Consider the following 26,678-nt stretch of genomic DNA (forward strand, 5'->3'; position numbering starts at 1 on the left):
GAAGATCCTTCCTGGTGCGGTCAGCTGAGACCGACTCAGATGTCGAGGAAGCGGACGTCCTTGGCGTTGCGCTGGATGAACTGGCGGCGGGCCTCGACGTCCTCGCCCATCAGGACCGAGAACAGCTCGTCGGCCTGCGCGGCGTCGTCGAGGGTGACCTGGCCGAGGACGCGGTGCTCCTGGTCCATCGTGGTGATGCGCAGCTCCTCGGCGTTCATCTCACCGAGACCCTTGAAGCGCTGGATCGAGTCCTCCCTGACCCGCTTGCCGCGCTGGCGGCCCATCTCGATCAGCGCGTCGCGCTCGCGGTCGGAGTACGCGTAGTCGACGTCCTCCCGGCCCCACTTGATCTTGTAGAGCGGAGGACGGGACAGGAACACGTGACCCGCCTCGACCAGCGGCCGCATGAAGCGGAACAGGAAGGTCAGCAGCAGGGTGTTGATGTGCTGGCCGTCGACGTCGGCGTCCGCCATCAGGATGATCTTGTGATAGCGGAGCTTCTCGATGTCGAAGTCCTCGTGCACACCCGTACCGAAGGCGGAGATCAGCGCCTGGATCTCCTGGTTCTGCAGGATCTTGTCGATCCGCGACTTCTCGACGTTGAGGATCTTGCCGCGGATCGGGAGGATCGCCTGGTACTCCGGGTTGCGGCCGGACTTGGCCGAGCCGCCGGCGGAGTCACCCTCGACGATGAAGATCTCGCACTTGATGGGGTCGTTCGACTGGCAGTCGGACAGCTTGCCCGGCAGCGACGCGCTCTCCAGCAGGCCCTTGCGGCGGGTCAGGTCACGCGCCTTGCGGGCCGCCACGCGCGCGGTGGCCGCCTGGATGCCCTTGCGGACGATGTCCGCGGCCTCGACCGGGTTGCGGTCCAGCCAGTCGTTGAGGTGCTCGTAGACGACCTTCTGCACGAAGGTCTTCGCCTCCGTGTTGCCCAGCTTGGTCTTGGTCTGGCCCTCGAACTGGGGCTCGCTCAGCTTGACCGAGATGATCGCCGTCAGACCCTCGCGGATGTCGTCACCCGTGAGGTTGTCGTCCTTCTCGCGCAGCAGCTTCTTGTCCCGCGCGTACTTGTTGATCAGCGAGGTCATCGCGGCGCGGAAGCCCTCTTCGTGCGTACCGCCCTCGTGCGTGTGGATGATGTTCGCGAAGGAGTAGACACCCTCGGTGTAACCGTTGTTCCACTGCATCGCGACCTCGAGGGACAGGTTCTTGTCCCTGTCCTCCGCCTGGAGGTCGATGACCGACGGGTGCACCACGTCGCCCTTGCGGGAGTTGAGGTAGGTCACGAAGTCGACGATGCCGCCCTCGTAGTGGTACGTGACGGTCTTGGGCTCCTGCTTCTCGTCCGCGCCCGCCTCGTCCGCACCGGTCGTGGCCTTGGCCGACTCACGCTCGTCGGTGAGCTTGATCGTCAAGCCCTTGTTGAGGAACGCCATCTCCTGGAAGCGCCGCGAGAGCGTCTCGAAGGAGTAGTCGGTGGTCTCGAAGATGTCGCCGTCGGCCCAGAAGGTGACCGACGTGCCGGTCTCCTCGGTGGCCTCGTGCTGGACGAGCGGGGCCGTCGGGACGCCCATCTTGTAGTCCTGCGTCCAGCGGTGGCCGTCGGTCCTGACCTCGACCGCGACCTTGGAGGACAGGGCGTTCACGACGGAGACGCCCACGCCGTGCAGACCACCCGAGACCGCGTAGCCGCCGCCGCCGAACTTGCCGCCCGCGTGCAGAACGGTCAGCACGACCTCCAGGGCCGGCTTGTTCTCGGACGGGACGATGCCTACCGGGATGCCACGGCCGTTGTCGACGACCCGGACCCCGCCGTCGGGGAGGATCGTGACGTCGATCGTGTCCGCGTGCCCGGCGAGCGCCTCGTCGACGGAGTTGTCGACGACCTCGTACACGAGGTGGTGCAGTCCTCGCTCACCGGTCGAGCCGATGTACATGCCCGGTCGCTTGCGGACCGCGTCCAGACCCTCGAGGACGGTGATGGCGCTGGCGTCGTAAGAAGCCGTGACCTCGCCGCTCGATGCGGGGGCCGCGGCGGTCACGCCGGCGTCGGTGGACGGGATGTTCTCGTTGGGGTTGCCGGAATCGGCCACGAAGCGCCCTTTCTGGCACAGCACGAGCCGGGCTCGTCGGCGGGTTGCCGGAGCGGCTGCGGCATGTTGCGTTGGTAAGCCTTGTTCAGCGATGCTCAGCTTTTCCCGGGCGGTCCCCACGATCGGGGCGGGATTGTCTCCCAGTCTACCGGTAGCGCCGACAGTGATGGGGGTTTGCCGGTACCTGAGTCCGCATGTGCCGCCCTGAACCATCCTCCGCCGGGTACCGATATACGGAAGGGGGCTCCAAGAGGCTCACGGAGGCACTCAGCGCTTCCGGGTGTCAACCCTTCGCTACTCCGGCGTCAGGTCAGGATTCGCAACCGCGTGCGGTTGTACGACGATCGGTGAGCGCCTGTGGAGAACCCCTGCCACCGGGCGCAGCAGACGTGGCGTGGGTCACCCCCAGGACGTGATGCAGCTCACCCTGTGACGGGTCCGACTCAGCCGTAGGTGTCGCCGGGGCCGGTGCTCCCCGGGGCACGCAGGGGGCCGTAGCGGGGGGTGGGGCCGCTGGGGCCCTGCACCTTGATCGCCTTGACCGCGCCGTGGCCGAGATCCTCGTTGAGCCGGGCGACCAGCGTGGGGGCGAGCAGCCGCAGGTTGGTGGCCCAGGCGGTGGAGTCGCAGCGCACGACGAGCACCCGCTCGTCCTCGTCGTACTTCTCCGGGACGCAGTGCTTGGCCACGTCGTCGCCGACGATCTGCGGCCAGCGGCCCATCACACCGCCCACCGCGGCCGGGGCCTCCCAGCCGCGCTCGCTGATCAGCCGGTTGATCGCGGAGCCGAGCGCCATCGGATCGCGCCCGTCGGCGCGTGCGCCGGAGCGCAGGCCGCCGCGGCGCGCCTGCTTCTTCTGCTGCACCGCGTCCCCCCGCGCGCGGGCGGCCTCCTTAGCCGCCCGCAGCGCCACCCGCGCGAGGTCGACGCCGGACGGCTCGGGGGACTTCTTCGGGGCCGCTCCCTCCGCCGTCACGCCCGCTCCACCGCCCCGTCGGCCACGGTGTACCGCGTCCCCGACAGCACATGCGGTACGTCGTCGTCGACCGCGGCCGTCACCAGCACCTGCTCGCCGGGCGCGACCAGCTCGGCCAGCCGCTCGCGGCGGCGGGTGTCGAGCTCGGCGAAGACGTCGTCGAGGATCAGTACGGGCTCGTTGCCCTCGGCGCGCAGCAGGTCGTAGGAGGCGAGGCGCAGCGCCAGGGCGTAGGACCAGGACTCGCCGTGGGAGGCGTAGCCCTTGGCGGGCAACTCGCCGAGCTTGAGGTTCAGATCGTCCCGGTGGGGCCCCACAAGGGTGACGCCGCGCTCGATCTCCTGCTTGCGGGCGTCGGCGAGCGTGGCCATGAGCTGCTCGAAGAGCGCCTCGCGCGCGTGGGCGTCGCCCGGGGACGACGGCTTGTACTCCAGGGCGACCGGACCGCCGCCGGGGGCCAGTTGTTCGTAGGCCTTGTCGGCCAGCGGCTGGAGCGCGGAGATCATTTCGAGGCGCTGGGCGAGCAACTCGGCGCCCGCGCGCGCGAGGTGCTGGTCCCAGACGTCCAGGGTGGACAGGTCCATGGAACGGCCGCCGTGCCGCCGGGCGAGCGCGGCCGACTTCAGCAGGGTGTTGCGCTGCTTGAGGACGCGGTCGTAGTCGGAGCGCACGCCGGCCATGCGCGGGGAGCGTGCGGTGATCAGCTCGTCCAGGAAGCGGCGCCGCTCCCCGGGATCGCCCTTGACCAGGGCGAGGTCCTCGGGAGCGAACAGCACGGTCCGGACGATGCCGAGTACGTCACGCGGCCTGACCTGCGAGGATCTGTTGATGCGGGCGCGGTTCGCCTTGCCCGGGTTCAGCTCCAGCTCGATCAGTTGCTGCCGTTCGCCCTGGCGGATCTGGGCGCGGATCACCGCGCGGTCGGCGCCCATGCGGACCAGGGGGGCGTCGGAGGAGACGCGGTGGCTGCCGAGGGTGGCGAGGTAGCCGACGGCCTCGACGAGGTTCGTCTTGCCCTGGCCGTTGGGGCCGACGAAGGCGGTGACGCCCGGGTCGAGCGGGACTTCGACCCGGGCGTACGAGCGGAAGTCGGCGAGCGACAGATGCGTGACGTGCATGGTGGTGCGCCGACCTCCCCCGGTCCGCTGGTACTGGCTGTTTCGGGTTACTTCTTCTCGACCGCGTGGCCGCCGAACTGGTTCCGCAGCGCGGCGATCATCTTCATCTGCGGAGAGTCCTCCTGGCGCGAGGCGAACCGGGCGAAGAGGGAGGCCGTGATCGCGGGCAGTGGCACGGCGTTGTCGATGGCGGCTTCCACGGTCCAGCGGCCCTCGCCGGAGTCCTGTGCGTGACCGCGCAGCTTGTCCAGGTGCTCGTCCTCGTCGAGGGCGTTGACCGCGAGGTCCAGCAGCCAGGAGCGGATGACGGTGCCCTCCTGCCAGGAGCGGAAGACCTCCCGGACGTCGGTCACGGAGTCGACCTTCTCGAGGAGCTCCCAGCCCTCGGCGTAGGCCTGCATCATGGCGTACTCGATGCCGTTGTGGACCATCTTCGCGAAGTGGCCCGCGCCGACCTTGCCGGCGTGCACGGAGCCGAAGTCGCCCTCGGGCTTGAGCGCGTCGAAGACGGGCCGCACCTTGGCGACGTTCGCCGCGTCGCCGCCGTACATCAGTGCGTAGCCGTTCTCCAGGCCCCAGACGCCGCCGGAGACACCGCAGTCGACGAAGCCGATGCCCTTAGCGGCGAGTTCCTCGGCGTGCTTCTCGTCGTCCGTCCAGCGGGAGTTGCCGCCGTCCACGACGACGTCCCCGGGCTCCAGGAGCTCGGCCAGCTGGTCGATGGTCGACTGGGTGGCGGCACCGGCCGGGACCATGACCCACACGACGCGCGGGCCGCTGAGCTTGCCCACAAGCTCTTCCAGGCTGTGGACATCGGCGAGGTCCGGGTTGCGGTCGTATCCGACGACGGTGTGGCCCGCGCGGCGGATCCGCTCGCGCATGTTGCCGCCCATCTTGCCGAGGCCGACGAGACCGAGCTCCATCAGTTGTGTTCCTTAGGTTGCGACAGGTGTTGCGAAGTGGCGTCGGGCACTTTCGTACCCGTGTCCGAGCCTAGACCCGGACGGTCGCGCACATCTGTGGGCATACGCGCTCACGCGTACCGCCCCACCTGCGGCTTCGCATCCGGTGATCCACAGGACCGCGAGGGCTGTGGATCACCGGTCTGCCCGGCCCGGCCCGCGTCAGCCGCTGAGCCGCACCGGCATGATCAGGTACTTGTAGGCCTCGTCCGCCTCGGCGTCCAGCGCCGGCTTGCCGCTGAGCAGGGCGGGCTTGGTGGACGTCGTGAAGGACAGCTGGGCCACCGGGGAGTCGATGGCGCTCAGGCCGTCCAGCAGGAAGGTCGGGTTGAAGGCGATCGAGATGTCGTCGCCCTCCAGCTGCGCGTCGACCCTTTCCACAGCCTGTGCGTCGTCACTGGAGCCGGCCTCCAGGATCAGCACGCCCTGCTCGAAGCTCAGTCGCACCGGGGTGTTCCGCTCGGCGACCAGGGCCACGCGCTTGACGGCCTCCACGAACGGCGGGGTCTCGATGACGGCGACGCTGTTGAACTCGGTCGGGAACAGCGTGCGGTACTTCGGGAGGTCGCCCTCCAGCAGGCGGGTCGTCGTACGCCGACCGGCGCCCTCGAAACCGATCAGGCCCTCGCCGGAGCCGGAGCCGGACAGCGCGAGCGTCACGCTGTCACCGCTGGTCAGCGACTTGGCGGTGTCGAGCAGCGTCTTGGCGGGCACCAGGGCCACCGCGGAGGCCTCGGGGTTCTCCGGCTTCCACAGGAACTCGCGGACCGCGAAGCGGTAGCGGTCGGTGGAGGCGAGGGTGACCTTGTCGCCCTCGATCTCGATGCGTACACCGGTGAGCACGGGCAGCGTGTCGTCCCGGCCCGCGGCGATGGCGACCTGGGCGGCCGCGGCGGCGAAGACCTCGCCGGGGACCGTGCCCGTCGCGTTCGGCATCTGCGGCAGCGCCGGGTACTCCTCCACAGGCAGGGTGTGGAGTGTGAAACGCGAGGAGCCGCACACCACTGTCGCCCGTACACCGTCTGTGGAAATCTCCACCGGCCGGTTGGGCAGGGCGCGGGAGATGTCGGCGAGCAGGCGGCCGGAGACGAGGACCGTGCCGTCCTCCTCGACCTCGGCCTCCACCGACACGCGTGCGGAGACCTCGTAGTCGAAGCTGGACAGGCTCAGCTGGCCGTCCTCGGCCTTCAGCAGCAGGCCGGCGAGGACAGGCGCCGGCGGCCGGGCCGGGAGGCTGCGCGCCGCCCAGGCCACGGCCTCCGCGAGTACGTCGCGTTCCACCCGGATCTTCACTGTTGCCGCCTCCTGCTGTTGCCGGCGCTTCTCGCCCTGCCTGGCTTCGTCGTCTGTCTCGGTGTCGCTGGCCCCGGGGAGGGAAGAACACCGGGGACCAGTCTGACGCACCGCACTGACAGTAGGTGCCTCTCGGGGTCAAGTCGTGACGAGGGGCAGCCGGGCGCCGGACGGCGAGTTGTGCACAGGACCCCCTTCGAAGCGGATTCCCCACTCTCTCTAGTCGGGAGTAGTAGTAGGGGCTGTGGATACCGTGGATAACTGCGTTTGCGCAGCTCAGAGCGGAAATTTTGTCCACGGGCCCTGTGGGCGACGGCGGTGGACAACCGGGGCTGTCTGTGGAGAAAAGAAAGTTCTGCACACCCCGTGCACAGGCCGAGGCGACTTCTCCCCAGCGCCGTCCCCAGCTTTACCCACCTTTCCCACAGCCCAACCTGGCACCTTTGTGTGACGCCTTTCACTCGACCCGGTGATCAGGCGCGTCGGGTTGCCGAACAGTGGACAGCGCTGTGGAGAAGCTGGGGATCGCTGGGGACAACCGCCCCGAGCCTGTGGGTTGCCCGTGGACAACTCCGTGCACAGCTTGTGGATCCGTCGGCCGTCCACAGTCTGTGGAGATCGTTCGTCCACCAATCCACAAGCAGTTGACCTGGTCTGATGGTCTTTCAACAGGCGCGGCTGTGGACACGATATGGACAACTTCCCAGTCCCCAGCATGTGGACGGGAAAAACTCACCGAATCTGTGGAGAGTGGCCGTAACCCGGCACGTATTCGAACACGGGATGACGGCGGTACGACGAAGGGCGCCCCGGGGATCTCGTCCCGGGGCGCCCTCGGCGGCCTGTGGCGGCTGCTGTCAGCCGTTCTTGATGCGGTTCGTCAGCTCGGTCACCTGGTTGTAGATGGAGCGCCGCTCGGCCATCAGATTGCGGATCTTGCGGTCCGCGTGCATCACGGTCGTGTGGTCGCGCCCGCCGAACAGCGCGCCGATCTTCGGCAGCGACAGATCCGTCAGCTCACGGCACAGGTACATCGCGATCTGTCGGGCCGTGACGAGCTGGCGGCCACGGGAGCTGCCGCACAGGTCCTCGACCGTCAGGCCGAAGTAGTCGGCGGTGGCGCTCATGATGGCCGTCGAGGTGATCTCCGGGGTCGAGTCCTCGCCGCCGGGGATCAGGTCCTTGAGGACGATCTCGGTCAGGCCCAGGTCCACCGGCTGCCGGTTGAGCGACGCGAACGCCGTCACCCTGATCAGCGCGCCTTCCAGCTCACGGATGTTCCGCGAGATCCGCGAGGCGATGAACTCCAGTACCTCCGGCGGGGCGTTGAGCTGCTCCTGCACCGCCTTCTTGCGCAGAATCGCGATCCGGGTCTCCAGCTCCGGCGGCTGGACGTCCGTGATCAGACCCCACTCGAAACGGTTCCGCAGCCGGTCCTCCAGCGTCACCAGCTGCTTCGGCGGCCGGTCGCTGGACAGCACGATCTGCTTGTTCGCGTTGTGGAGCGTGTTGAAGGTGTGGAAGAACTCCTCCTGCGTCGACTCCTTGTCCGCGAGGAACTGGATGTCGTCGACGAGCAGGATGTCCATCTCGCGGTACCGCTTGCGGAAGCTGTCGCCCTTGCCGTCGCGGATCGAGTTGATGAACTCGTTGGTGAACTCCTCCGAGCTCACGTACCGCACGCGCGTGCCCGGGTACAGGCTCCGCGCGTAGTGTCCGATCGCGTGCAGCAGATGGGTCTTGCCGAGCCCCGACTCGCCATAGATGAAGAGGGGGTTGTAGGCCTTCGCGGGCGCCTCCGCGACGGCCACGGCGGCCGCGTGCGCGAAGCGATTCGAGGCGCCGATGACGAACGTGTCGAAGAGGTACTTCGGGTTCAGCCGCGCGGTCGGCTCCCCGGGACCGGTCGCCGGCGCGGGCTGCGCGGCCAGTGGGCCGGGGGCGCCGCTGGACACCGGCAGCGTGGCGCCGGCCGGACCGCGGTGCACCTGGCCGCCGCCGACCGACTGCTCGGGCAGTTCCCGGCGGGCGTCGCGCTGGTCGTAGTCACCACGTGACGGCTCGTACTCCGAGCGCTGCTGGTCGTACGGCCGCTCCCTGCCTTGCGGGCGGTAGTCCTGCGAGGGCGGGCCGTAGTGGTCGCGGTCGCGGGACGGGGGGCCGTACGAGTCCTGCGAGCCGTAGGAGTCCTGCGAGTCGTACGACTCCCGTGGCGGCGTCGCGTACGGGTCGCGCTCGGGGAAGCCCAGGCGCGGCTGCTGCCAGCCGTACTCGTCCTGCTGCTGCCGCGGCCAGGCGCCCGGCTCCGGGCGCTGCTGGTACTCCGACGGATAGGCGGGGCGCGGGTTGGGCAGCTGATCGCCGGGCGAACCCGGGAGCTGCTCGGCGCGGTGCCGGCCGTGGCCGTAGCCCTCGTACTGACCGGACGACGGGAGCTGTTCGGGCTCCTCGTAGCGGTGCTGGTGCTGGGCGGGGGGCGCCGGCGGGGACGGCGGGGGCTCGCCCGCGGAGTCGTCGACGGTGATCGCGATCCGGATCGGGCGGCCGCACTCACGGGTGAGCGTCTCGCTCACGATCGGTGCGAGGCGTCCCTCCAGGACCCCCTTCGCGAACTCGTTCGGTACGGCGAGCAGTGCGGTGTCGGCGACCAGCGCGAGCGGCTGGCAGCGCCGGATCCAGTGTTCGTCCTTGGTCTCGACGCCCTGTCCACGGCCTTCACCGAGAAGTTGCTCGAGTACTCGTGGCCACACTGCGGCAAGATCGGCAGGTACGTCAGCCACAGGGCACGCTCTCTCACGGGTCCCACGAACGTGTGGTTGTGGGACGGCTCGGGATGTAAATCGGGTCGGGCGGGGATAAGGGAACGAATCGGAGTCCCGTCACGGTAGTCAGGGCGACGGGTACGGTTCAAGTTGTTGTCCCCAGCCTGTGGACAGTGTCTCCCCGTGACCCTTGGTTTGACCGAATGGCGTAGCCGCGCGTACCGTAACCAGGTCGAGTTGTCGATGGCTGCTGCCGCCTGCCTCCGATGGGCACAGATCGCGTCAAGGTGATCGGAAAGCGGTGCACTCGGGCGTAACGCGAGCTACTCGTGGGCGCACGGTGACAGCCAGGACGGCACCCCGCAAACCCCGATTTATTCTGGAGCCCCCGAGTGAGCAAGCGCACCTTCCAGCCGAACAACCGTCGTCGCGCCAAGACCCACGGCTTCCGGCTGCGTATGCGCACCCGTGCCGGCCGCGCGATTCTCGCGTCCCGCCGTAGCAAGGGTCGCGCCCGTCTGTCCGCCTGATTCCGATCAGGTCATGACGTCGTGCTGCCCACCGAGAACCGGCTGAGGCGGCGCGAGGACTTCGCGACCGCGGTACGACGAGGGCGCCGGGCCGGACGCCCACTCCTCGTCGTCCACCTTCGTAGCGGTGCCACGGACCCGCACGCGCCTGGGGAGAGCGCTCCCCGGACACGTGCGGGTTTCGTCGTGAGCAAGGCTGTGGGCGGCGCGGTCGTACGCAACAAAGTGAAGCGCAGACTGCGCCATCTGATGCGTGACCGAGTCGACCTGCTGCCCCCCGGTAGCCTGGTAGTGGTACGAGCGCTGCCCGGTGCGGGCGACGCCGACCATGCACAGCTGGCCCGAGACCTGGACGCCGCCCTGGAGCGGCTACTGGGAGGGGGCGCGCGATGAAGTACCCGCTGCTGGCGCTGATCAAGCTGTACCAGTGGACCATCAGCCCGCTGCTCGGGCCGGTGTGCAAGTACTACCCGTCGTGTTCCCACTACGGCTACACGGCCATTGACCGGCATGGTGCCCTCAAGGGCACCGCACTCACGGCCTGGCGCATCCTGCGTTGCAATCCGTGGTCGCTGGGCGGCGTGGACCATGTCCCGCCGCGTAAGCGTCCGCGGTGGCACGAGATGCTGCGCAACACATGGCGCGCACGCAAGGGCGGGCCCTCCGCCGCCGAAACGGCCACCGAAGAGAACGTTCATTCGAGTTCTTTGAGCGACGTTCCTTCGAGCCCGGCCGCAGAGACCCCGTCCCATGCCCAAGGAGCATGATTAGTGGACACGATTGCCAGCCTCTTCAGCTTCATCACCACACCCGTTTCGTGGGTCATCGTCCAGTTCCACTCGCTGTACGGTGCGCTCTTCGGCCCCGACACGGGCTGGGCCTGGGGCCTGTCCATCGTGTCGCTGGTGATCCTGATCCGCATCTGCCTGATCCCGCTCTTCGTGAAGCAGATCAAGGCGACCCGGGCGATGCAGACGCTTCAGCCCGAGATGAAGAAGATCCAGGAGCGCTACAAGAACGACAAACAGCGTCAGTCCGAAGAGATGATGAAGCTGTACAAGGAGACGGGCACCAACCCGCTCTCCTCGTGCCTTCCCATCCTGGCGCAGTCTCCGTTCTTCTTCGCCCTGTATCACGTGCTCAACAGCATCGCGTCGAACGACACGATCGGCGTGATCAACGAGCGGCTGCTGGAGAGCGCGCAGAAGGCGCACATCTTCGGTGCCCCGCTCGCCGCGAAGTTCACCGACAACGCGGACAAGGTCGAGGCGCTCGGCTCATCGATCACCGATGTGCGGATCGTCACGGCCATCATGATCGTCCTGATGTCGCTGTCGCAGTTCTACACGCAGCGCCAGCTGATGACGAAGAACGTCGACACCTCGGTGAAGACGCCGTTCATGCAGCAGCAGAAGATGCTGATGTACATCTTCCCGATCATGTTCGCCGTCTTCGGCATCAACTTCCCGGTCGGTGTCCTCGTCTACTGGCTGACCACCAACGTGTGGACCATGGGCCAGCAGATGTACGTCATCCACAACAACCCGACCCCGGGTTCCAAGGCACAGGCCGCGTACCTGGAGCGTCTGACCAAGAGCGTCACGCACCACGGCAAGACCCGCGGACGCGGTGAGCGCGCCATCGTCAAGGCCATCGTCGCCAAGGGCCGGGACCGCAACGACTACGAGCGCAAGTTCATCAACGGCCTCAGCAAGGCCGGTCTCGCGGCCCAGCCCGACGGCAACGTCGTGAAGAGCGAGGGCGCCGTGGCCACCGTGACCGAGGACGGTACGCCCACCGTCACCGCCGGCACTCCGAAGCGTCAGCAGCCCAAGCGGCAGCCGAAGGCGAAGCGCCAGGCCGCCGGCGGTCCCAAGCCCGCGGGCGGTGCCGAGAACACCGGCGCCGAGAACGCCGCGCCGACGACCTCGCTGAGCAAGTCCGACGAACCGCAGGACGCTGGATCGGCGGATGCGTCCGGCAAGGCGGCGCCCAAGTCCGGTGGCGGGGGCCGCAGCCGGGCCCAGTCCGGCCAGCGCAAGGGCCCGCAGCGGCCCAAGTCCTCTTCCAAGAAGTAAAGGAGTCCATCCCGTGACGGAAGGCACCACCTCCGCCGCTGCCGAGGGTGCAGACACCCTGACCCGCCTGGAGCAGGAGGGCGAGATCGCGGCGGATTACCTCGAAGGTCTGCTGGACATCGCCGATCTCGACGGCGACATCGACATGGACGTCGAGAGCGACCGCGCCGCTGTCTCGATCATCAGTGACGCGGGCGGCCGTGACCTGCAGAAGCTGGTCGGCCGGGACGGCGAGGTGCTGGAGGCGCTCCAGGAGCTCACGCGCCTGGCCGTGCACCGGGAGACCGGTGACCGCAGCCGGCTGATGCTGGACATCGCGGGCTACCGCGCCAAGAAGCGCTCCGAGCTCTCCGAGCTGGGCGCCAAGGCCGCCGCGGAGGTCAGGAACAGCGGCGAGCCCGTGAAGCTCAAGCCGATGACGCCGTTCGAGCGCAAGGTCGTGCACGACGCCGTCAAGGCCGCGGGTCTGCGCAGCGAGTCCGAGGGCGAGGAGCCGCAGCGCTTCGTCGTCGTGCTGCCCGCCTGAGCAGTCCCACGCTCCACCGGCCCCGTCTGTTGCGCAGGCGGGGCCGATCTTTGTCAGCCTGGTAGTCAGCGCGCGTGCGCTGGAGGGTACGGAAGGACGGTCCCCGTGACGGAGGCAGCGGAGCTCCCCCCCGCTCCCGAGGAAGCCCGTGCGGTATTCGGCGATCGCTTCTCGGACGCGGTCCGGTACGCGGAGCTGCTGGCCGAGGCAGGCGTACAGCGAGGGCTCATCGGCCCCAGGGAGGTGCCCCGGCTCTGGGAGCGGCATCTGCTGAACTGTGCGGTGCTCTCGGAGGTCGTGCCCGAGGCCGTCACCGTCTGCGATGTCGGCTCCGGTGCCGGTCTGCCGGGCATCCCGCTGGCCCTGGTCCGGGAGGACCTGAAGATCACGCTGCTGGAGCCCCTGCTGCGACGGACGAACTTCCTGACCGAGGTCGTCGAGCTGCTCGGCCTCGACCATGTCACCGTCGTGCGCGGTCGCGCCGAGGAGGTCATGGGGAAGCTCCCACCGGTTCATGTGGTGACGGCGCGGGCGGTGGCCCCGCTGGACCGGCTGGCCACCTGGGGAATTCCGCTGCTGCGTCCCTACGGCGAGATGCTCGCGCTCAAGGGCGACACCGCGGAGGAGGAGCTCAAGGCCGCCGGCACCGCGCTGAGCAAGCTCGGGGCCGTGGGCACGTCCATCCTGCATGTGGGTGAGGGCGTCGTGGATCCTCTGTCCACGGTCGTGCGGGTCGAGGTCGGGGAGAGCCCTGGCGGTGTGCGGTTCGCGGCGAAGCGGGCGAAGGCCGCGCGGACGGGACGCGTACGCCGGCGTCGCTGATCCGTCCTGAGGACGAGACTTACTCCACACAAGCTGCCAAACCTATGCATCCCGGAGTGTCGCGACAGTCCGGTCCCGGCTGCTGTGCATCGTGTTTCACGTGAAACGTCGCTCACTGCTGCACGGCATTATCAGCCGCGGCCGGGCCGCGGCCGAACCCCGAGACCGCAAGCCTCTCGGCTCACTCGGCGAAGCTCCGGTCGTTTCCGATGACGCTCCGCCCCCCGCAAGGGGTCCGGAGTTGTCCACAGAGGTGGATTTCTCCACAGAACAACAGGCCTCACTGGTTCACGACCCCGAAGGCATGGGAGGCTCTGTTCATTGCGAGCCTGAAGTCGAGGAGAGTGAATCCTTGCGGTCCGACGCCAACATCGCGGGACCGATGACCGATCCGGTCCCCGGTCCCCGTACCGAGTCGCCGGGGGAGGATGTTTCACGTGAAACACCGCCCCCGATGGACGACACTCCCATCGGTCGTGCTGCCCAACTGGCGGTCGAGGCTCTGGGCCGGGCCGGGGAGGGTCTACCGAGACCTGAACAGACCCGTGTCATCGTTGTCGCCAACCAGAAGGGTGGGGTGGGCAAGACGACGACGACCGTCAACCTGGCCGCTTCGCTGGCTCTGCACGGCGGCCGCGTCCTGGTGATCGACCTCGACCCGCAGGGCAACGCGTCCACCGCTCTGGGGATCGACCACCACGCCGAAGTGCCATCGATCTACGACGTGTTGGTCGAGAGCAAGCCGCTCTCGGAGGTCGTCCAGCCGGTCCCCGACGTCGAGGGTCTCTTCTGCGCCCCCGCCACGATCGATCTCGCCGGTGCGGAGATCGAGCTGGTGTCCCTGGTGGCGCGCGAGAGCCGTCTTGAGCGAGCGATCCAGGCATACGAGCAGCCGCTGGACTACATCCTCATCGACTGCCCGCCCTCGCTGGGCCTGCTCACGGTCAACGCCCTTGTGGCGGGCCAGGAGGTCCTCATCCCGATCCAGTGCGAGTACTACGCGCTGGAGGGGCTGGGTCAGCTCTTGCGCAACGTCGACCTGGTGCGAGGGCACCTCAACCCGGCCCTGCATGTCTCGACAATTCTGCTCACCATGTACGACGGCCGGACGCGCCTTGCGTCCCAGGTTGCCGACGAGGTGCGTAGCCACTTCGGCGACGAGGTGCTGCGGACGAGCATCCCGCGCTCGGTCCGTATCTCCGAGGCGCCGAGCTACGGGCAGACGGTCCTGACTTACGATCCAGGTTCGAGCGGTGCCCTTTCCTATCTGGAGGCGGCACGAGAAATCGCGCTGAAGGGCGTCGGCGTCAGCTATGACGCGACACACGCCCACATCGGCGCTCAGAGCGACCACAGCATGGTGGAGGGGATCCAGTGAGCGAGCGACGGAGGGGACTGGGCCGTGGTCTCGGGGCTCTGATCCCTGCGGCCCCGACCGAGAGGACGCCGGCCCAGGCTGCGGTGGGAGGTGCTGCATCCGCGTCGCCCACGGCGGTGCCGGTGCTGACGTCCGACCGTGGCGTGGCCGCGGCCAAGGTGGCCACACTGCCGCCTGTTTCACGTGAAACCGAAGAGCCGTCGGTGAACGACGTGATGGACATGCCCGCACCTCCCATGGGCGCCCACTTCGCCGAGCTGCCGCTCGACTCCATCACACCCAACCCGCGCCAGCCCCGAGAGGTCTTCGACGAGGACGCGCTGCAGGAGCTCGTCACCTCCATCCAGGAGGTCGGGCTTCTCCAGCCCGTCGTCGTACGCCAGCTGGGTCCCGCCCGCTACGAACTCATCATGGGTGAGCGGCGCTGGCGGGCCTGCCGTGAGGCGGGCCTCGAAGCCATCCCTGCGATCGTGCGTGCCACGGACGACGAGAAGCTCCTCCTCGATGCCCTGCTGGAGAACCTGCACCGGGCCCAGCTGAACCCGCTGGAAGAGGCAGCCGCCTACGACCAGCTGCTGAAGGACTTCAACTGCACCCACGACCAGCTGGCCGACCGCATCGGCCGGTCGCGTCCGCAGGTGTCCAACACGCTGCGTCTGTTGAAGCTTTCGCCGGCGGTTCAGCGCCGGGTGGCAGCGGGTGTGCTGTCTGCCGGGCACGCACGCGCACTGCTCTCCGTGGAGGACTCGGAGGAGCAGGACCGGCTGGCCCACCGGATCGTCGCTGAGGGTCTTTCGGTGCGCGCCGTCGAGGAGATCGTGACCCTCATGGGATCGCGGCCCAAGACGGCTCAGCGCTCCAAGGGGCCGCGGGCCGGTGCCCGGGTCTCTCCGGCGCTGACGGACCTCGCGACGCGTCTCTCGGACCGCTTCGAGACGCGGGTCAAGGTCGACCTCGGTCAGAAGAAGGGCAAGATCACCGTGGAGTTCGCCTCCATGGAGGACCTTGAGCGAATCCTCGGCTCGCTCGCGCCGGGAGAGGGCCCCGTCCTGCAGAAGAGCCTGCTGGACGGCGGCGATTCCGACTCCGACTTCGAGGAGACGGAGGACTGAGTCCCCGGGCGGCGGCGTGAGCCCGTTCCGTGGCCGCTCGTGCGGGCCGTGTCCGGTGTGTACCGGAACACGGCCCGCACTTTGCTTTCTGGCGGTATCGGTGGAATCGCTTCATGGATACGATGCGATCGGGTATGGCGCATCCACGTGGCAGTACGTCTGCGGTACATCTATGGGGAGGCGGGGGCCATGCGAACGATGAGCCGGACCGGACTGCTGAGCGCAGTACTGGGCCTGGGCGCGGTCGGCGGGTTCGTCGGCAGCCTGCTCAGGGAACGGAGTGCTCTGACTGCCGCCCGAGACGCTGCGGGCGAGGGAAGCGAGGAACAGCCTTCATGGGCCGTCGGCTCGTACCGCTCACGCTGGACAACCTTCCGGACCTTCCCCGGCGCTGCCGCACGTGCGTCTTCTGGGAACTCGACCCAGTCAGCGGCGAAGCCGCGGTGAAGGCGGGCACGCCCGCCCTGGAGAAGGAAGCGTGGATCTCGGCCGTCCTGCTGGAGTGGGGTTCCTGCGGCCGGGTCGTCTACGTCGACGACGTACCGGTGGGCTTTGTGCTCTACGCGCCCCCGGCCTATGTGCCCCGCTCGACTGCGTTCCCGACGAGCCCGGTGTCGCCGGACGCGGTGCAGTTGATGACCGCGTTCATCGTGCCGGGGTACCAGGGGCAAGGGCTCGGCCGTGTGATGGTCCAGACGGTGGCCAAGGACCTGCTGCGGCGGGGCTTCAAGGCGATCGAGGCGTTCGGGGACGCGCGCTGGAAGGAACCCGCCTGTGTGCTCCCCGCCGATCATCTGCTGGCGGTGGGCTTCAAGACGGTCCGGCCGCATCCCACCTTCCCGCGTATGCGGCTGGAGCTGCGAACGACACTCTCCTGGAAGGAAGACGTGGAGATGGCACTCGACCGTTTGCTCGGGGCGGTCCAGAAGGAACCCGCGCTGCGACCGCTGTAGCCCGTCACTTCGACCATTGGTAAGGCGAATGGGCCAACCCGTTGGGGTTGGCCCATTCGTGTTTCACGTGAAACATGCGTCGCCGGTTCGTCGGCGCGGCCCGTTACTCGGCGATGAAGTCCTCGAGGTCGCGCAGGATCGCGGCCTTCGGCTTGGCGCCGACGATGGTCTTGGCGACCTCGCCACCCTGGTAGACGTTCAGGGTCGGGATCGACATGACACCGTACTTGGCCGCCGTGCCCGGGTTCTCGTCGATGTTCAGCTTGACGATCTCGATCTTCTCGCCGTACTCGGCTGCGATCGCCTCGAGGGACGGCGCGATCTGGCGGCACGGGCCGCACCAGGCGGCCCAGAAGTCCACCAGTACGGGCTTGTCGCTCTTGAGGACGTCCTGCTCGAAGGAATCGTCGGTCACATTCTTCAGGGTGCCGGCCACGGCGGGCTCCTTAACTGGTTGGTGCGTGGGGTGGGGAGGGGATCAGGCAGCGGTCTTCTCGGGCTCGGCCTTCTCCTCGTCCGCGAGGGCGGCGAGGAAGCGCTCGGCGTCCAGGGCGGCGGAGCAGCCGGTGCCGGCAGCGGTGATGGCCTGACGGTAGGTGTGGTCCACCACGTCTCCGGCGCCGAAGACACCGGTCAGGTTCGTACGGGTGGAGGGGGCCTCGACCTTCAGGTAGCCCTCATCGTCCAGCTCCAGCTGACCCTTGAACAGCTCGGTGCGCGGGTCGTGGCCGATGGCGATGAAGAGCCCGGTCACCGGCAGGTCGGAGAGCTCACCGGTCTTCAGGTTGCGCAGCTTCAGGCCGGCGAGCTTCGGGTCGCCCTGGATCTCCGCGATCTCGCTGTCCCAGACGAACGTGATCTTCGGGTCGGCGAAGGCACGCTCCTGCATCGCCTTGGAGGCGCGCAGGGTGTCCCGGCGGTGCACGACCGTCACGGACTTGGCGAAGCGCGAGAGGAAGGTCGCCTCCTCCATGGCGGTGTCACCGCCGCCGATCACGGCGATGTCCTGGTCCTTGAAGAAGAAGCCATCACAGGTGGCACACCAGGAGACTCCCCGGCCGGACAGCGCGTCCTCGTTCGGCAGGCCCAGCTTGCGGTGCTGCGAGCCCGTGGCGACGATCACGGCCTTCGCACGGTGGACCGTGCCGGCGGTGTCGGTCACGGTCTTGATCTCACCGGTCAGGTCGACGGAGACGACGTCGTCCGGAACGAGCTCAGCACCGAAGCGCTCCGCCTGGGCGCGCATGTTGTCCATGAGCTCGGGGCCCATGATCCCATCCTGGAAGCCGGGGAAGTTCTCCACATCCGTCGTGTTCATCAGGGCGCCGCCGGCGGTGACGGCCCCCTCGAACACCAGTGGCTTCAGCGACGCGCGCGCGGTGTAGAGCGCCGCCGTGTAGCCGGCGGGCCCGGAGCCGATGATGATCACGTTACGGACGTCGCTCACGGCTTGATTCCTCGTCTCTGGACTGCGTCTTCGACCGGTGGGAGCCCACTCGGGACTCTCATCCCACCCAACGGATCCTAAGGGGCGCGCATTCCCGCTGTGCCCGGGCACAGCGGAGAGCCGTTTCCCAGGAGTACCGGCGTTCTCAGGAGTGCGCGTAGGAGTGCTTCAGCAGCACCTCGGCCGAGGCGGAAGGGGACTCCTTCACGCACGTGGCATCCACGACGTAGGCCGTGACCCGTGAGGGGTTCGAGGTGTCGGGCATGACCACGAGCAGCGCGGTCGTCCCCTTGTATGTGCCGCGTTCGGTCGCCAGGGCGTCGTCGTCGCGACCGATGCCGTTCTGCACGCACTCGGGCACGGGGACCGCGGGCTTGGTGAGGATGCGTGGGCCGTCGGTGCCGGAGTCGGATTCCGTGCCCGGATTGCGGGGGATGCGCGAGGTACCACCGGACTCGCTCTTGGCCAGGAGATCGGAGACCTGCTGCTCCAGCTTGCTCTCGGCGAAGGTGTCAGCGGCCGCGGAGTGCCGCCCTTCGGCCGTGGTGCTCTGGTCGCCCTCCATCGAGGACACCAGCAGGGAAGCAAGTCCCAGGGCGCCGACGGAGAGGACGGCTCCCAGGACGGCCACCCTGCGGCGCCTGCCGGGCTTGCGTTCCTTTCGGCCCGGCCCGCTGGTGGAGGTGCGGGCGCGACCCGAGGGGCGAGCGGCCGGGGGCGATGTTTCACGTGAAACATGGGCGCTGTCGCCCGCCTGATCCGCTTCGACGGGGGCGGCGGCGCTCACCATGTCGGGCGCCGTGGCGTCGAGCAGTGCCTCCGCGGCGAGAGCGGCGTCGATCCGTTCGGCGACGTCGGCGGGCATACCTGCCGGGCCCGGCAGGGTGCCGAGCATGCCGCGGATCTCCTCCAGCGAGGCGAAGACGTCCGCGCAGATCTCGCACTCGTCCAAGTGCCGACGTACGTCCGCTGTCCGGGACGGTGGGAGCAGGCCTTCTGCGAGGTCGGAGATCTCCGAGACGTCCGGGTGCCCGGCCGTGTCCGTCGTGGAAGTCACTTTCGCCCACCTCCGCCCTTCACGGCAGCTGAGTCGCTTGGCCCTGTATTGCCTGGGCCCGCATCGTGCGGTCCCGCTGCCGGTGGGACGGATGTCCCCTGCGCCCGGTTCCGTACGGCGGCCGGCTCTTCGCCGTCGCCGGTTCTCCCCGGTCGCAGATGGGTGAGCAGCGGCAGGAGTCTGGCTCTGCCGCGTGCACAGCGGCTCTTCACCGTGCCGGTCGGGACGTCAAGGACGCGGGCGGCCTCGGCGACCGGGTAGCCCTGCATGTCCACCAGGACGAGGGCGGCGCGCTGATCGGGGGGGAGCGTGCCGAGCGCTTCGAGCAGCTGCCGGTGCAGATCGTTGCGCTCGGCGGGCGCCGAGGCCGACTCGTGCGGTTCGAGCAGCTGTTCCAGCCGCTCGGTGTCGTCGACCGGGGATGTCTTGCGCGACGCCGCCTTGCGGGCGCGGTCGAGGCAGGCGTTCACCGTGATGCGGTGCAGCCAGGTTGTGACGGCCGACTGACCGCGGAAGGTGTGGGCGGCCCGGTAGGCCGAGACGAGGGCATCCTGGACGGCGTCAGCGGCCTCCTCGCGGTCGCCCAGCGTGCGCAGCGCGACCGCCCAGAGACGGTCACGGTGCCGCCGCACGATTTCACCGAAGGCATCGGGGTCGCCTTCCACATGGCGGGCGAGCAGATCCTGATCGCTCGCCGTCTCGTACCCGGCGCCTTCCGCCATCGGACCCCCTCCCCCTTCGGTGAGACGTCAGCCCGTGAACTTCACATCGGTCACGGCCTGCTTGTAGCCGGCGCCGCTGTAGCCGTCGGTGGGCGCGTTCGGCACTGCCGTGATCCACAGCAGCACGTACTGCGTCTTGACCGACTTCGACGCCTTCACGCTCAGAGAGGTCCCGCTCGACGTGGCGGTTCCGATCTCCTGCATCCCGTCGACCCCGGTCGAGGGGGTCAGTGAGTCGGTCGCGTAGAGGTGGACCGTCGTGTGGTCGCCCGCGTACCGGAGCCCTATCGACGCGGCCGAGACCTTCTGGGAGGAGCCGAGGTCGTAGACGATGCCCACGCCGGGCTTGTAGGGAGCCAGTTCCGGACCGTCGTTGTAGCGCAGGGTGCGCCAGTACGTCGAGCTGTCGCCGTCGTAGGTGAGGCCGACGTCATCGGCTGCCTGGGCCCCACCGCTGGCGACGTACTCCTGGGCCCCTTCGATGGTGAGCGGCTTGGCAGTGACCTTGTTCTCCCCGGAGCCCTTCTCGTTGCCGTCCGTCGTCTGCGACTTGTTCGGGTCGTCCGACTGGTTGCCGCGCTCCATCAGCGCGTCAGCCAGCTGCCAGCTGCCCAGTCCCAGCGCCGCGATGAGCAGCGCGGAGACGGCCCACTTCAGGGCCTTGCCGGTACGGCTCTGCAGCGGGGGCGGCGGGGACGCCACCGACTGGGGGACGCCGGGATGCGAGCCGGTGCGGCCGTACGTGCCCTGCTGGTACGTCGTGCGCTGGTAGTCCGGCGGGGCGGTGAACGCGGGCTCCGGCGGGCGGATGCGGGGCATCTCGCCGATCGCCTTGCCCAGCTCCTCCGGCGTCGTGCAGGGGGACTCGTGCCGGGAGGCGGTCGCACCGTCGTTGGCGAGCGCGCGCATGGCGAGCTCCGACAGGCCGCGGTGGACGCCGGCGCGGACCTGGTCCGGAGGGATGAGGCCGACGTCCTTGGGCAGCCCCGACAGACCGTAGGCGTCGCTCTCGTACGGCCAGCGCTGTACCAGCGACGCGTACAGCAGGGCGCCGATGGCCTCCGTGTCGGTGCGCTGCGGGGTGTCGGAATTGATGCCGCGCAGGGCGGCGTTCACGGCGAGGCCGCGGATGCGCCACTGTCCGGTGGAGGTGCGCAGGATGGCATTGGGGTTCAGCCGGAGATGGGCGAGGCCCTCGCGGTGGGCGGCGGCCATGGCGGCGGAGACCTGACTCACCATCTGGTAGGCGTCATGCGGCTCCAGTGGCCCGGCGGACAGGAGCGTGGTGAGCTCCGTGGCGTCCGGCAGCCACTCGTGCACGACGTAGACGAGGTCGTTCTCCTCGACGGCGTCCAGCACCTGGACGAAGCGGGGATCGCCGAGCAGCGCGGAGGAACGGGCCGCGGCCAGCACCGCACGGGCCCGCGCGTGGTCCGCCGGCAGGACATGCACGCCGACGGCGCGGCGCAGCTTCTCGTCGAACGCACGCCAACTGCTGAAACCGTCCAGACGGGTGACACAGTCCTCGAGGCGGTAGCGTCTGGCGAGCTTGTGACCGCTGTGCAGTTCGGGCGGTGAAGCCTTGGCGCCGGGACCCTCGGTCCCGCCACTCCCCTGTGCCTGGTTGTGTTCCGTGTCCCGCTCCGGGTTCTTGGCCACCCCGTCGGCCGTGGACTGGTCCGCCTTGGCGGTCAGCGGCTCGTCGCCGCTGTTGTCTGCCACGTCGACGGCAGCCGTGCTCCGTTCCGCCACCGTCGTTCCTGCCTCCCCATTCATAGCGCGCCGGCGAACTCCGTTGCGCGCCGTCCGACGCCGAAACCAATTGTGCCCACAGTCCGCCGCTATGCACGACACGCGATGGCGGACGATGGTTGTGCGCCTACCCCCCGATTCAGCGGCCCAGACGCCCTCGGACCATACCGACGAGCGAGTTCAGCTCCGCGATGCGCATCCGCCGGGCGGCGACGTAGAAGACGCCCAGGAGGACGGCCCCACCGGCGACCAGCGCGGCGAGCGATCCGGCGACGCCCTGTCCGAGTGCCTTGGAGATGTAGTAGCAGGCCGCGCCGCTCAGCAGCGCGGCGGGTACCGAGGCGATGCTCAGGCGCGCGTACGTCCGCATGACGCGGCCCCCGTCCAGGTCGCCGCCCAGCCGCTTGCTCAGCCGGCGCCAGGCGACACCGACGCCGATCACGTAGGCGAGGCCGTAGGAGGCGGCCATGCCGACGACGGCCCAGCGGGAGGGGAGCACGAAGTAACAGAGGGCCGAGGCACTGGCGTTGACGCCGGCCACGATCACCGTGTTGTAGAAGGGGGTGCGCGTGTCCTCGTACGCGTAGAAGGCCCGCAGGACGACGTACTGCACGGAGTACGGGATCAGCCCGAGGCCGAAGGCCATGAGCATGAAGCCCATGTTGGTGGCCTCGCTGCTGCCCGAGGAGCCGAACATCAGCGTGCACATCGGGATGCCGAGCGCGAGGAAGCCGAAGGCGATGGGCACGATCGCCACCGCGGTCGTCCGCAGCCCCTGGGAGATGTCGTCGCGGACGGCACCGGCGTCATCCTCCGCGGCGGAGCGCGCGAGGCGGGGCAGCAGGGCGGCCATGAGGGAGACGGTGATGATGGCCTGCGGCAGGCCCCAGATCAGCTGGGCGTTGGCGTAGGCGGCGAAGCCCGTGCCGTCGACGGGCGAGTCCTTGCCGGCCGCCGTGGACAGCTGGGAGACGACGATGGCGCCCGCCTGGTTCGCGAGGACGAACAGGACGGTCCACTTCGCGAGGGTCACCGCCTTGCCGAGGCCATGGCCCTTCCAGTCGAAGCGCAGCCGAAGCCGGAAGCCGGTCTCGCGAAGGTAGGGGATCATCGCGAGCGCCTGCACGACGAGACCGAGCAGCACGCCGACACCGAGGAGCCGCTCGCCCTCCGGCGGGATGTTCGTGACCTTCATCCCGGAGTGCTCGGCCGTGCCGTACACCCACAGGAACATGCCGAGCGTGGCGATGATGACGATGTTGTTCAGGACCGGGGTCCACATCATCGCGCCGAACCGGCCGCGGGCGTTGAGGATCTGACCCATCACGACGTGGATGCCCATGAAGAAGATCGAAGGCAGGAAGAAGCGCACGAAGGTGACGCCGACCTCGTTGGCCGCCGGGTCGCTCGCCACCGCGTCGGACAGCATGCGGATCAGCAGCGGGGCGCCGAGGAACGAGAGCACGGTGAGCGCGCCGAGCGCCACCATGACGAGTGTCAGCAGCCGGTTAGCGTAGGCCTCGCCGCCGTCGTCGTCCTCCTTCATGGCACGCACGAGCTGCGGCACGAAGACCGAGTTGAGGCCACCACCGACGGTCAGGATGTAGATCATGGTCGGCAGCTGGTACGCCACCTGGAAGGTGTCGCCGAGCAGGCCGACGCCCAGCGCCGAAACGATCATCGCCGACCGGATGAACCCGGTGAGGCGGGACACCATCGTGCCCGCCGCCATCACGGCGCTCGACTTCAGCAGGCCCGCGGCCCGTCCGCTCTTCGCCGGGGCGGCGGGAGCGGGAGCAGGGGCGGGCTCGGCGGCGTGCCGTGGCGCGGGTGCCTGGTACTGCTCGGCCGGCGCCTGGGCACCACCGCCGTACTGGCCCTCCGGGGCGTACGTCCCCTCGTACTGGCCGGCCGGACCGTGCCCGGTGCCCGGCGCGGCGGCCGGGCCCGGCACGCCCGCGTAGTCCATCGGCGGGCGGGCGCCGGTCTGCTGCTGGTCCCGGAACAGGTGGGCGAAGGCATCGGGCTCGTGACGCTGGTCACCGGCCTCGGTCACCAGGTCGTCGACACCCACGTACTGGGTCGTGCGCGGGTCGTCGCCGTACGGCAGGTGCTGCGTGGGGCCCGCCGGCTCGGGAGCCGGGGTCTGGGCCCACACGCGCGGGTCAGGGGCGTACGGCGACTGCGGCGGCTGTGCGTACAGCTGCTGCGGCGACGGATACGTGCCCGGGGGCGGCGGAGGGTGCGCGGCGCGGTCGTACAGCGCCTCGGTGACCGGGTCCTGGGCAGCCAGGTCCTGCGCCCGGTAGGGGTCCTGCTCGTAGGCGTCCTGGAGGTACATGTCCGCGGGGTGCTGCGGCGGCACCTGGCCGTGCTCGGGCGGCGGACCCTCGGGGTGCCCCGAGCTGCCCGCGGCCTGGCCGCGGTCACCGTCGTACGGCGCGTTCATGGTTACCCCACCTCATCGTCCCGGGCCCACCGGCCACGACATGTCAACGGTCCACTCTCTCACCCGTCCCGGACGGGTCGGCGCTTTCCGCTGGGGTGTCCGGCCCAGGGTCACTCGGCTGCTCCGGGTCGCCTGCCCCGGGCCGCGGACCGGACTCCTCCTGGAGACGGTCCACGGGGCCTTCGGGTTTCTGTGCAGCCTCGCCGGAATCGCCGGACGTGTCCGTGCCCTCCTCCTCGGCCTCCCGGGCGGCCGCCCGCTTGCGCTGGGTGTACATCCGGAAGCCGGCGAGGACAAGGAGCAGGACGCCGCCGCCGATGACCAGCATCACCGTGGCGGTGATCTCGGTGACCTTCACGTCGAAGTAGACGGCCGGACCGTAGGCCTTGCCGTCCTTCGTGAACAGCTGGGCCTTCACCGTCACCCGGCCGTTGGCGTTGGCCGATGTGCCGAACTTCACCGACTGGCTGTGTCCGCCCGAGACGGTGACGGGCTGCTCGGCGTAGCCGGTCCCGCCGAACTCCAGCCGGGTCGGACTGGTGGAGGTGAGCCGCAGGACCAGGTGGTCGACATCCTGCACCAGGTTGTTCTGGACGGTCACCGGGATCGTGGCGCTGCGGCCGGAGAGCTTGGTCTCCGACTTGTCGATCAGCGTGACCCCCGCGGCGAGGCCGTCGAGGTAGTCCTCCACGCCGTCCCGGTAGTTCTGCGCCTCGGTGGCCCGGCCACGCCAGGACGTGGACATCTCCCGGTTTATGGCCCTGCCGAAGGGCGTCACCACGCGGGACTGGTCGGTGAGGATGACCCTGAAGCTGTCGAGCTTGGCCTGCGTCCGCGCGATCTGCTCGAAGGCCCACCGCGGCAGCTCCTGCTTGCGCAGCGAGGAGGGGTACTCGGAGCCCGACGGCACCTTCGTGGAGGCCGCGGGGTCCGGCTTGGCTTTGGCGGCCGCGCCGAGGTTCTGCGACTCGCTCCAGCCGCCGGTCTGCATCGAGGAGATCGCCTCGGCCATGGCCTGGGCCTGGCTCGCGGTCGGCATGCGCTGCGGGGCGACGACGATGCTGCGCTGCTGGTTCGTCTGCAGGTTGAGGGCGAGGCTCTGGGCCAGGAACCGCTGCACGGACAGCGTCTTCGCGGAGGCCCTCGTCAGATCGCCCTGGAAGGCCGTGGACAGCCGCGTGTCCGCGACCACCGCCGTGGTGCCGCCGCCGATGGGACGGGCCGCGGAGGGCGTGTACGGCAGTGCGCCGGTTTCCTCCAGGCTGTCGCTGCGGGTGATCACTTTGTCGGCGCCGGCGGAGGTGGCGACCTTCACGATCGACGGGTCGACGGCGCCGTTGACGGGCCAGGCGAAGTCTGTGTTCGGCTTCACATGGAGGATCGGCTCCACCGTGTTGGCGACGACGTCCGTGGCCTCCTTGAGGCGGCTGAGCGAGCCGGTGACGTTGGTGCCGTTGTGGGCGAGGGAGGCCAGGTCCGGGTCGGCGTAGGGCAGGGCGACGACCTCCTTGTCCGTCACCGCCTTCTGCAGATCGGCCAGCCACTGCTTGGCGACCGCCTGCTGCCTGCCCGGCGCGGTGGCGTCGCCCTCGCCCTGCACGCGGTAGCCACGGGCCATCGCGTCCACGGAGGCGAGGAGGTCGGGGTCGATCACCCAGGTGACGTCGAGGTCCCGGCCCAGCGAGACGAGCTGCTCCAGGCGGCCGCCCCGGGAGATCTCCTTGGCCAGTTCGTCACTGCGGAAGACCGGCGTCTGCTGCTCGTTCGAACCTGTCTCCGCCGTCATGTGCCCGGTCGAGATCAGCGGCCACAGGAACGTCGTCCTCGTCTTCGTGTCGGCCTCTTCGGGCTGCCACGGCAAGAACGTGCGCTGGATGCCCAGCACCTGGTCCCAGGGCTGCGCGGAGGTCTCGCCGGAGAGGGAGACACCGAGTTGGTAGACGCCGGCGTCGCCGAGATCGAGCTCGTCGACGGGCACGGCGATGCTGAAGCGCTGGGCGACGCCCGGCGTGAGACTGGCGAAGTCCTGGCGGTAGGTGTCGTCGATCTGCGTGCCGTCGGCGTCCGGGGAGTGGCCGGTGCGCCTGGCGGCGCTGTCGATCGACGAGCGGGTATCGATCTCGGGTCCTGTGCGCAGGTCCACATGGGCGTCGGTGATCGGCTGCCTGCCCTTGTTGGTCACCGTGCCGGAGATGGTCAGGATGTCGCCGCCGGTGGGAGCGCTGGGGCTGAGCGAGTCGAGGGCCACGGACACGGTGCGCGAGCCGGAAGCCTGCTGTGCGGAGTCCTGCCCGGCGGCCTGCGCGACAGGGGCGGCGGGCAGCTGGAGAAGCCCCGCCAGCAGCGGCGCCCCGGCCAGCAACGCTCCGGTGCGCCTCAGCCACCGGCGGGCAGCTGAGGGACTCGTCCCCTGGAAGTCTGCCGCCTCGGCCACGCGCTTGCCCGTCCCTCGTCGTCGTCAGTGGTCGTCGGATGTGCGTCCACGCATGGTAACGATGCCCGCTGAGGGGAAGTGCCGCGGTCCGGTCCACAAGATCGGGGGAGCCATGGGCCGCTGTCCCGTATGTGTGCCTATTAAGAGGAACACTTCCGAACGTCCTGAGGGCTGGTCTTGTGCTGTATCGGGGCTGGTGTCCGCCCGCCC

At 69.1% G+C, this 26,678-nt stretch carries 22 protein-coding genes; 9 read left to right on the forward strand and 13 right to left on the reverse strand.

The genetic code is table 11. The features are described from left to right. Positions 1-35 precede the first annotated feature (35 nt). The 6 genes from gyrB to dnaA all read right to left on the reverse strand — a co-directional run bounded on the left by gyrB (position 36) and on the right by dnaA (position 9,226). Complete coding sequence (gene gyrB / locus ACFV6X_RS26445; protein ID WP_385387411.1) at positions 36-2,096, reverse strand: DNA topoisomerase (ATP-hydrolyzing) subunit B; 2,061 nt, start codon at positions 2,094-2,096, stop codon at positions 36-38. Positions 2,097-2,539: 443 nt separating this feature from the next. After that, a complete protein-coding gene (locus ACFV6X_RS26450) occupies positions 2,540-3,073 on the reverse strand; it encodes a DciA family protein (protein WP_365449587.1) in 534 nt (177 codons plus the stop codon). After that, positions 3,070-4,191, reverse strand: a complete 1,122-nt coding sequence (gene recF, locus ACFV6X_RS26455) for a DNA replication/repair protein RecF (RefSeq protein ID WP_385387413.1) — start codon at positions 4,189-4,191, stop codon at positions 3,070-3,072. Before recF ends, ACFV6X_RS26450 begins: the two co-directional genes overlap by 4 nt. Before the next feature lie 47 nt (positions 4,192-4,238). Then, entirely contained in the window at positions 4,239-5,114 is an 876-nt protein-coding gene (gene gnd / locus ACFV6X_RS26460) for a phosphogluconate dehydrogenase (NAD(+)-dependent, decarboxylating) (protein ID WP_385387415.1), read from the reverse strand. A 201-nt stretch (positions 5,115-5,315) separates the two neighbouring features. Continuing rightward, complete coding sequence (gene dnaN / locus ACFV6X_RS26465) at positions 5,316-6,446, reverse strand: DNA polymerase III subunit beta (RefSeq protein ID WP_365449583.1); 1,131 nt, start codon at positions 6,444-6,446, stop codon at positions 5,316-5,318. Positions 6,447-7,303: 857 nt separating this feature from the next. Then, positions 7,304-9,226 carry a chromosomal replication initiator protein DnaA gene (gene dnaA / locus ACFV6X_RS26470; protein ID WP_385387417.1) on the reverse strand — a complete coding sequence of 641 codons (1,923 nt, stop codon included), beginning with the start codon at positions 9,224-9,226 and terminating at the stop codon, positions 7,304-7,306. A 374-nt stretch (positions 9,227-9,600) separates the two neighbouring features. Here dnaA and rpmH point away from each other — a divergent pair, with 374 nt between their 5' ends. From rpmH to ACFV6X_RS26515, 9 genes are all read left to right on the forward strand, one after another. Then, positions 9,601-9,738 carry a 50S ribosomal protein L34 gene (gene rpmH, locus ACFV6X_RS26475; protein ID WP_003956500.1) on the forward strand — a complete coding sequence of 46 codons (138 nt, stop codon included), beginning with the start codon at positions 9,601-9,603 and terminating at the stop codon, positions 9,736-9,738. A 21-nt stretch (positions 9,739-9,759) separates the two neighbouring features. Further along, on the forward strand, positions 9,760-10,131 hold the full coding sequence (gene rnpA / locus ACFV6X_RS26480; protein WP_365449580.1) for a ribonuclease P protein component: 372 nt from the start codon (positions 9,760-9,762) through the stop codon (positions 10,129-10,131). After that, on the forward strand, positions 10,128-10,505 hold the full coding sequence (gene yidD / locus ACFV6X_RS26485; RefSeq protein ID WP_385387419.1) for a membrane protein insertion efficiency factor YidD: 378 nt from the start codon (positions 10,128-10,130) through the stop codon (positions 10,503-10,505). The genes rnpA and yidD overlap by 4 nt, the downstream gene beginning before the upstream one ends. A gap of 3 nt (positions 10,506-10,508) precedes the next feature. Beyond that, on the forward strand, positions 10,509-11,816 hold the full coding sequence (gene yidC / locus ACFV6X_RS26490) for a membrane protein insertase YidC (protein ID WP_385387421.1): 1,308 nt from the start codon (positions 10,509-10,511) through the stop codon (positions 11,814-11,816). Positions 11,817-11,829: 13 nt separating this feature from the next. Then, entirely contained in the window at positions 11,830-12,342 is a 513-nt protein-coding gene (locus ACFV6X_RS26495) for a protein jag (protein WP_385387423.1), read from the forward strand. Positions 12,343-12,447: 105 nt separating this feature from the next. Next, positions 12,448-13,164: a 16S rRNA (guanine(527)-N(7))-methyltransferase RsmG gene (gene rsmG / locus ACFV6X_RS26500; protein ID WP_385387425.1), complete on the forward strand. Its 717-nt coding sequence runs from the start codon at positions 12,448-12,450 to the stop codon at positions 13,162-13,164. A gap of 304 nt (positions 13,165-13,468) precedes the next feature. Beyond that, a complete protein-coding gene (locus tag ACFV6X_RS26505) occupies positions 13,469-14,542 on the forward strand; it encodes a ParA family protein (RefSeq protein WP_385387502.1) in 1,074 nt (357 codons plus the stop codon). Beyond that, positions 14,539-15,654 (forward strand): ParB/RepB/Spo0J family partition protein, encoded by a 1,116-nt coding sequence (locus ACFV6X_RS26510; RefSeq protein ID WP_365449570.1) that lies wholly within the window; start codon positions 14,539-14,541, stop codon positions 15,652-15,654. Before ACFV6X_RS26505 ends, ACFV6X_RS26510 begins: the two co-directional genes overlap by 4 nt. 335 nt (positions 15,655-15,989) lie before the next feature. After that, positions 15,990-16,607, forward strand: coding sequence for a GNAT family N-acetyltransferase (locus ACFV6X_RS26515; protein ID WP_385387427.1), 618 nt, complete (start codon positions 15,990-15,992; stop codon positions 16,605-16,607). Between the two features lie 103 nt (positions 16,608-16,710). Here the strand turns inward: ACFV6X_RS26515 and trxA are convergent, their stop codons facing one another. The 7 genes from trxA to ACFV6X_RS26550 all read right to left on the reverse strand — a co-directional run bounded on the left by trxA (position 16,711) and on the right by ACFV6X_RS26550 (position 26,468). Continuing rightward, on the reverse strand, positions 16,711-17,043 hold the full coding sequence (gene trxA / locus ACFV6X_RS26520) for a thioredoxin (RefSeq protein WP_365449566.1): 333 nt from the start codon (positions 17,041-17,043) through the stop codon (positions 16,711-16,713). Positions 17,044-17,085: 42 nt separating this feature from the next. After that, on the reverse strand, positions 17,086-18,054 hold the full coding sequence (trxB, locus tag ACFV6X_RS26525; RefSeq protein WP_385387429.1) for a thioredoxin-disulfide reductase: 969 nt from the start codon (positions 18,052-18,054) through the stop codon (positions 17,086-17,088). A 145-nt stretch (positions 18,055-18,199) separates the two neighbouring features. Further along, positions 18,200-19,111 carry a hypothetical protein gene (locus tag ACFV6X_RS26530; RefSeq protein ID WP_385387431.1) on the reverse strand — a complete coding sequence of 304 codons (912 nt, stop codon included), beginning with the start codon at positions 19,109-19,111 and terminating at the stop codon, positions 18,200-18,202. Next, positions 19,108-19,833 (reverse strand): RNA polymerase sigma factor SigM, encoded by a 726-nt coding sequence (gene sigM, locus ACFV6X_RS26535; RefSeq protein WP_385387433.1) that lies wholly within the window; start codon positions 19,831-19,833, stop codon positions 19,108-19,110. The genes ACFV6X_RS26530 and sigM overlap by 4 nt, the downstream gene beginning before the upstream one ends. A 27-nt stretch (positions 19,834-19,860) precedes the next feature. Continuing rightward, entirely contained in the window at positions 19,861-21,585 is a 1,725-nt protein-coding gene (locus ACFV6X_RS26540; protein ID WP_385387435.1) for a protein kinase family protein, read from the reverse strand. A 139-nt stretch (positions 21,586-21,724) separates the two neighbouring features. After that, positions 21,725-24,034 (reverse strand): murein biosynthesis integral membrane protein MurJ, encoded by a 2,310-nt coding sequence (murJ, locus tag ACFV6X_RS26545; RefSeq protein WP_385387437.1) that lies wholly within the window; start codon positions 24,032-24,034, stop codon positions 21,725-21,727. A gap of 43 nt (positions 24,035-24,077) precedes the next feature. Beyond that, positions 24,078-26,468, reverse strand: coding sequence for a DUF6049 family protein (locus ACFV6X_RS26550; protein WP_385387439.1), 2,391 nt, complete (start codon positions 26,466-26,468; stop codon positions 24,078-24,080). Positions 26,469-26,678 lie beyond the last annotated feature (210 nt).

Source organism: Streptomyces sp. NPDC059861, from assembly GCF_042731435.1.
GTDB lineage: Bacteria > Actinomycetota > Actinomycetes > Streptomycetales > Streptomycetaceae > Streptomyces.